At 49.8% G+C, this 207-nt stretch carries 1 protein-coding gene; it reads left to right on the top strand.

The genetic code is table 11. The features are described 5' to 3' along the window. The coding region (locus tag D7V20_RS19745; RefSeq protein WP_147395841.1) for an IS66 family transposase at nucleotides 1-207 on the top strand (207 nt) is incomplete at both ends.

Here is a 207-nt window from a genome sequence, read left to right as displayed (position 1 = left end):
AGTGCTGATTCAGAAACTGTATGCGATAGAAGCAGAGCTCAGGAAAAAGACCGATGGTACAGCGGAAGACCGCCGCGAATACCGACAACAGCATAGTCAACCAGTGATGCAACAACTATATGAATGGCTCAACCAACATCATCTGACAGTGCCATCGAGTTCTCCCACCGCCAAGGCCATCAATTACACTCTGAAGCGTTGGCCAGC

This window comes from Acinetobacter rongchengensis (assembly GCF_003611475.1).
In the GTDB taxonomy this organism is placed as follows: domain Bacteria; phylum Pseudomonadota; class Gammaproteobacteria; order Pseudomonadales; family Moraxellaceae; genus Acinetobacter; species Acinetobacter rongchengensis.
This window is presented reverse-complemented; position numbering and strand designations above follow the sequence as displayed.